Below are 4964 nucleotides of genomic sequence, written 5' to 3'. Positions count from 1 at the left end.
GCATGGAAAAGACGGCATCGAGCTTTGCCCAGGTCGCCGGCGGCGGCTTCAACATGATGGTGGCGGCCAGCCGCACCGGCATGCAGGTGGTGTTCGGCGGCCAACTCGGCAGCGGGCCCAATGGCGATTTCCTGCGCGCTGCGTTCATAGCCGAGGGTATCGAGACACTGACGCCGCCATCGCCCGTGATGGACAGCGGCAACTGCGTCGCCATGATTTCGAGCGACGCCGAACGCACCTTCGTGTCGTGGCCTGGTGCGGAGAGCGTTCTCAGCCTCGACATGATGGCGCCGGTCGCGGTGGCACCGGGTGACTGGGTGTTCACCTCCGGCTACACGCTGAGCTACCCCAAGAGTCGCGATGCGCTCACTGATTGGATCGAGGCGCTGCCGACAGGTATTCCCTTCGTCTTCGACCCGACGCCGGTCATCACGGACATTCCGCGTCCCATCCTGTCGCGGGTGCTTGCCCGCACCACATGGCTGAGCTGCAACACGACGGAAGCCGCCGAGATTGCCGGCCCAGGCGATGTCGAGGGCCTCGCGGTACGGCTGCTGGGCGACCACTGCCCGAAAGCAGCGGGCGTGGTCATCCGCTCCGGGGCAAAGGGTTGCCATATCAGGTTGGCCGACGGCACGGCGCAGACCGTTGCCGGCTTCAAGGTCACCGCCATCGACACCAATGGCGCCGGCGACACCCATATCGGTGCTTTCGTCAGCGCGCTGGCGCGCGGCATCCCGCCCTTCGAGGCAGCGCGCTATGCCAATGCGGCAGCGGCCATATCGGTCACCCGCCATGGCGGCTCGTCGGCGCCGACCGACCACCAAATCCAGACATTCCTGAGCCATGCCGCCGATCCGTCGGGAGCAGGCCGGACACAGAAGGCCAATGCATAACAGCTGGAAAGCCTGACAAGCCCGGGAACCGGGCAAACCCACAGAGAGGAACCAACCATGCGCATGCCCGACTTGACTGCTCTGCTGACGGCGACTGCCGTCTTTACCTCCGCACTCGCGTTCGCCGCCAAGGCTGACGAAGTGCATGTGCTCAACTGGAAGGGATACGGCGCCGACGAACCATGGGCGGTGGAGGCTTTCGAAAAAGCGACCGGCAACAAGGTCGTCAACGACTTCTTCAATTCCGAACAGGAAATGCTGACCAAGATCCGGACCAATCCCGGTCTCTACGACGTGGTCATGATCAATGCCGCCTTCAACGACCAGGCGATGGACGGCAAACTGATCCAGCCGATCGACGTCTCCAAATTGCCGAACTACGCCGACATCAGCAAGGACAAGGCGGGATCGCCGATGCTCGTCCATGACGGCAAGGTCTATGGCGTGCCGTGGGTGTGGGGCCTCACCGCGCTCGCGATCAACGACAAATCCTTCGACAAGCCGCCGACGAGCATCGCCGAGATGTGGGATGCCGCCCATAAGGGCCGCGTCGTCATTCGCGACGATGCCGTCGAAGCGGTGCAGTTCGGCGCCATCGCAACGGGCCAGAACATCAACGACATCAAGGATATGGATGCGGTCAAGGCGAAGCTCACCTCGCTGATGCCGCAGATCAAGACCTTCTGGAGTTCGGAGAACGACTGGAACCAGATGGTCGCCTCCAACCAGATCGACATCGGCACCTACTGGAGCGGCTCGGCCGATCGCGCCAAGACGCATTTCAAATTGCCGGTCTCTCTGGTCGTGCCGCAGGAGGGTGCCGTCGCCTGGCTCGACGCGTTTTCCATTCCGGTCGGCGCCAAGAACGTCGCCGGCGCCGAGGCTTTCATCAACTACATGATCGACCCGAAATTCTACGTCGAATGGGTCACCAAGGTCGGTGCTCCTGTCTCCGCCAACACCAAGGCGGTGGAAGCGCTGCCCGAGGATGCCTTCAACCGCAAGGTCATGGGCGACCCCGAGGTGGCCAAACGCATCCAGTTCCAGGCGCCGATCACCGATGCCCAGCGCGAAGCCTATCTGGCGCTGTGGCAGCAGTTGAAGGTCGACGTGAAATAGAGCCAACATCCCGGCCAGCCGGCGGTTCGCGCCGGCTGGCGTTTCAATCCTGGGGGAGGGTATCATGGCAGCTGCGACAGCGTCGCGAAGCGGGCTGAGATCGGCATTGCCGCTGCTGGCGCCAGCCTATCTCTGGCTGACGGTGGCGATCTTCCTGCCGCTCTCGGCCATGGTCTTTTTCTCGTTCATGACCGAGCTGCCGCTGTCGGGAAAGCCGTGGACATTCACCCTTGGCAACTATGCCACCTTCTTCTCGCAAAGCCTCTATCTGACACTGCTGCTGGCCTCGCTGCGGCTTGGCCTCGAAGTGACGCTGTGGTGCGTCGTCATCGGCTATCCCGCCGCTTACGTGCTCGCCAAAGTGCTGAAGGGGCGCAGCCGCGAGGCGATCTTCCTGCTCGTCATCTTGCCGTTCTGGTCGAACGGGCTGGTGCGCATCTTTTCCTGGGCGATGGTTTTGCGCGAGGGCGGCATTCTCGACACCGCGCTCAACGCCGTGCTGCCGTTCAAGATCAACATCGACCTGATGTATTCCTATCCAGCCGTCATCATCGGGCTGGTGCATTCCTACGTGCCTTACATGGTGCTGACCTGCTATCTCACGCTGCAGGCGATCGATGACTCCCTGATTGAGGCCGGGCGTTCGCTTGGCGCTTCACGGCTACAGGTGCTGAAGCGGGTGATCATCCCGCTGTCGATGCCCGGATTGGTCGCGGGTGCGGCCCTGATCTTCGTCCCCGTCGTCGGCTCGTTCATGGAGCCGCGCATCCTCGGCGGTCGCACCGGCACCTTCTACGGCACGGTCATCGAGGACCAGTTCGTCGCCGTGTTCAACTGGCCGCTCGGTGCCGCGCTTTCCTTCATCCTGCTGGCCGTGGTGCTGGTCATCCTGGCGGTGGCGTCGCCGGTGCTGCGGAGGGCCGCGTGATGGCGACGACCCCCGTCCTCGAATGGCTTGGCCGCTTCTACATCGGTCTGCTGCTCGCCTTCCTCTATCTGCCGATCATCATCATGGCGCTGATGTCGTTCAACGTCTCGCCCTTCTACCAATTGCCGTTCGAATGGACGACCGAATGGTACGCTTCGCTGTGGCAGAACGACCAGCTGATCGCCGCCACCTGGAACAGCGTCGAGATCGCCGTCATCACCACCGTCATCTGTGTCGTGCTCGGCTCGGCGGCATCGCTGGCGCTCTATCGCTATGAGTTTCGCGGCAAGAAATTCCTGCAGGCGCTGTTGTTTCCGCCGATCGCCATTCCGTGGCTGATCACCGGCACGGCGATGCTGATCTTCTTTTTCGGCGTCGGCATCGGTCGCGGGCTGCATGCGATCCTGCTTGGCCATGTCGCACTGGCGCTGCCCTATGTCATCGTCGTCGTCTCGGCCCGGCTGCAGACCTTCGCGCCGGAGCTGGAAGAGGCGGCACGCTCGCTCGGCGCCAACCAGTGGCAGGTAACGAGGCGCGTCACGCTGCCTTGGATCATGCCAGGCGTCATTGCCGGAGGGCTGTTTGCGTTTGCAGTGTCGTTCGACCAGTTCGTGGTGTCCTATTTCCTGGCGACGCCTGGGCAGACGACGCTGCCGGTGGAAATCTACGCCGCGATCCGCAAAGGATTCACGCCCGAGATCAATGCGGTCTCGACGATCATCATTGTCGTGTCGATGGCGCTGATGCTGCTCACGGCGCGGTTCTTCAAATTCGGCGGAGAGAAATAATGGCCGGCGTGCAGGTATCTGATGTCTCGCGCAGTTTCGGCGCACACAAGGCGCTGGACAATGTCTCCATCGATTTCGCCGATGGCGGATTCTACGCGCTGCTGGGGCCGTCGGGCAGCGGCAAGACCACGCTGCTGCGCCAGATTGCCGGTTTCGATTTTCCCGATTCGGGCCGCATCACCATCGGCGGCGAGAGCGTCGAGCGGGTGCCGGTCGAAAAGCGGCGCATCGGCATGGTGTTCCAGAACTATGCGCTGTTTCCCAATATGAGCGTCGCCGACAATGTCGCCTTCGGCCTGTCGGTGCGCGGCGAGGCCAAGGCGGTGATTGCAACGGAGGTGCAGCGCGCGCTCGATCTGGTGCCGCTCGGCAAGCTTGGTGGCCGCCGGCCGCACCAACTCTCCGGCGGGCAGCGGCAGCGTGTGGCTCTCGCCCGCGCTATCGTCACCAAGCCGCGCGTGCTGCTGCTCGACGAGCCGCTCGGCGCGCTCGACAAGGCGCTGCGCGTCGATATGCAGATCGAGCTCAAGCGCATCCAGCGCGAGATCGGCATCACCACCATCTTCGTCACGCACGACCAGGAAGAAGCGCTGACGATGAGCGACCGCATCGGCATATTGCGCGACGGCAGGCTGGTGCAGGAGGGGCCGCCGGAGGAGATCTATGACAGGCCGAAGAGCGAGTTCGCCGCCACCTTCCTCGGCGACGCCAACATTTTTCGCGGCGACAGCACGGGCGATGGCATCAGGCTTGCGGACGGAACGGCGATTGCCGCTGGTGTGGGTGCCAAGCTTGCCGCCGGCGCCAGGGCGAGCTGCGCCGTGCGGCCCGAACGCATCCGCATCGCCAGGGATGCCGGAGCACCGGATGGCAACGCCAACATGCTCAAGGGACAGGTTTCCAAGCGCATCTTCGCCGGTAGCAACAGCACCTATTTCGTCGAGCGTGCTGGTCAGACGTTGAAAGTGATTGTGCAGAATACCGGCATGGAACGGCTGGCAGAAGGTCAGGATGTCGTGCTGCGCTGGTCGCCTGAAAGCACGGTGTTGATCGCGGCGAACTGATCCTCACCGGGTCTTGCCAGACCGTCCGCAATCAGGGACAGCATAGACGGGCACGACCCGGAGCATACCGATGACCCTGGAACTGACTGCACGCGACCGATCCATGCTCGACGGCGAGCATGGATCGGTCGCGTGCAGTCAGTTCCAGGGTCATCGGTATGCTCCGGGT

At 63.2% G+C, this 4964-nt stretch carries 5 protein-coding genes; all 5 read left to right on the top strand.

Features of this window, described 5'->3' with window-relative positions:
• Nucleotides 1-896 (top strand): PfkB family carbohydrate kinase (locus EN991_RS23115; RefSeq protein ID WP_127369619.1); only part of this gene is annotated, 896 nt, incomplete at its 5' end.
• Between the two features lie 57 nt (nucleotides 897-953).
• Nucleotides 954-2015 carry an ABC transporter substrate-binding protein gene (locus EN991_RS23110; protein WP_013530805.1) on the top strand — a complete coding sequence of 354 codons (1062 nt, stop codon included), beginning with the start codon at nucleotides 954-956 and terminating at the stop codon, nucleotides 2013-2015.
• Nucleotides 2016-2079: 64 nt separating this feature from the next.
• A complete protein-coding gene (locus EN991_RS23105) occupies nucleotides 2080-2943 on the top strand; it encodes an ABC transporter permease (RefSeq protein WP_013530806.1) in 864 nt (287 codons plus the stop codon).
• Nucleotides 2943-3731 (top strand): ABC transporter permease, encoded by a 789-nt coding sequence (locus EN991_RS23100; RefSeq protein ID WP_127369618.1) that lies wholly within the window; start codon nucleotides 2943-2945, stop codon nucleotides 3729-3731. Before EN991_RS23105 ends, EN991_RS23100 begins: the two co-directional genes overlap by 1 nt.
• Nucleotides 3731-4795 (top strand): ABC transporter ATP-binding protein, encoded by a 1065-nt coding sequence (locus tag EN991_RS23095; RefSeq protein WP_127369617.1) that lies wholly within the window; start codon nucleotides 3731-3733, stop codon nucleotides 4793-4795. The genes EN991_RS23100 and EN991_RS23095 overlap by 1 nt, the downstream gene beginning before the upstream one ends.
• The last annotated feature ends 169 nt before the right edge of the window (nucleotides 4796-4964 follow it).

This window comes from Mesorhizobium sp. M7A.F.Ca.US.005.03.2.1 (assembly GCF_003997795.1).
GTDB classification, from domain to species: Bacteria; Pseudomonadota; Alphaproteobacteria; order Rhizobiales; family Rhizobiaceae; genus Mesorhizobium; species Mesorhizobium ciceri.
The sequence above is the reverse complement of the archived record's forward strand: the minus strand, read 5'-3'. Positions and strand labels throughout refer to the sequence as shown.

What these genes read in the sequence shown, in the direction of transcription:
- EN991_RS23095 (WP_127369617.1), top strand. Translation starts at nt 3,731, where the DNA reads ATGGCCGGCGTGCAGGTATCTGATGTCTCGCGCAGTTTCGGCGCACAC.
- EN991_RS23110 (WP_013530805.1), top strand. Translation starts at nt 954, where the DNA reads ATGCGCATGCCCGACTTGACTGCTCTGCTGACGGCGACTGCCGTCTTT.
- EN991_RS23105 (WP_013530806.1), top strand. Translation starts at nt 2,080, where the DNA reads ATGGCAGCTGCGACAGCGTCGCGAAGCGGGCTGAGATCGGCATTGCCG.
- EN991_RS23100 (WP_127369618.1), top strand. Translation starts at nt 2,943, where the DNA reads ATGGCGACGACCCCCGTCCTCGAATGGCTTGGCCGCTTCTACATCGGT.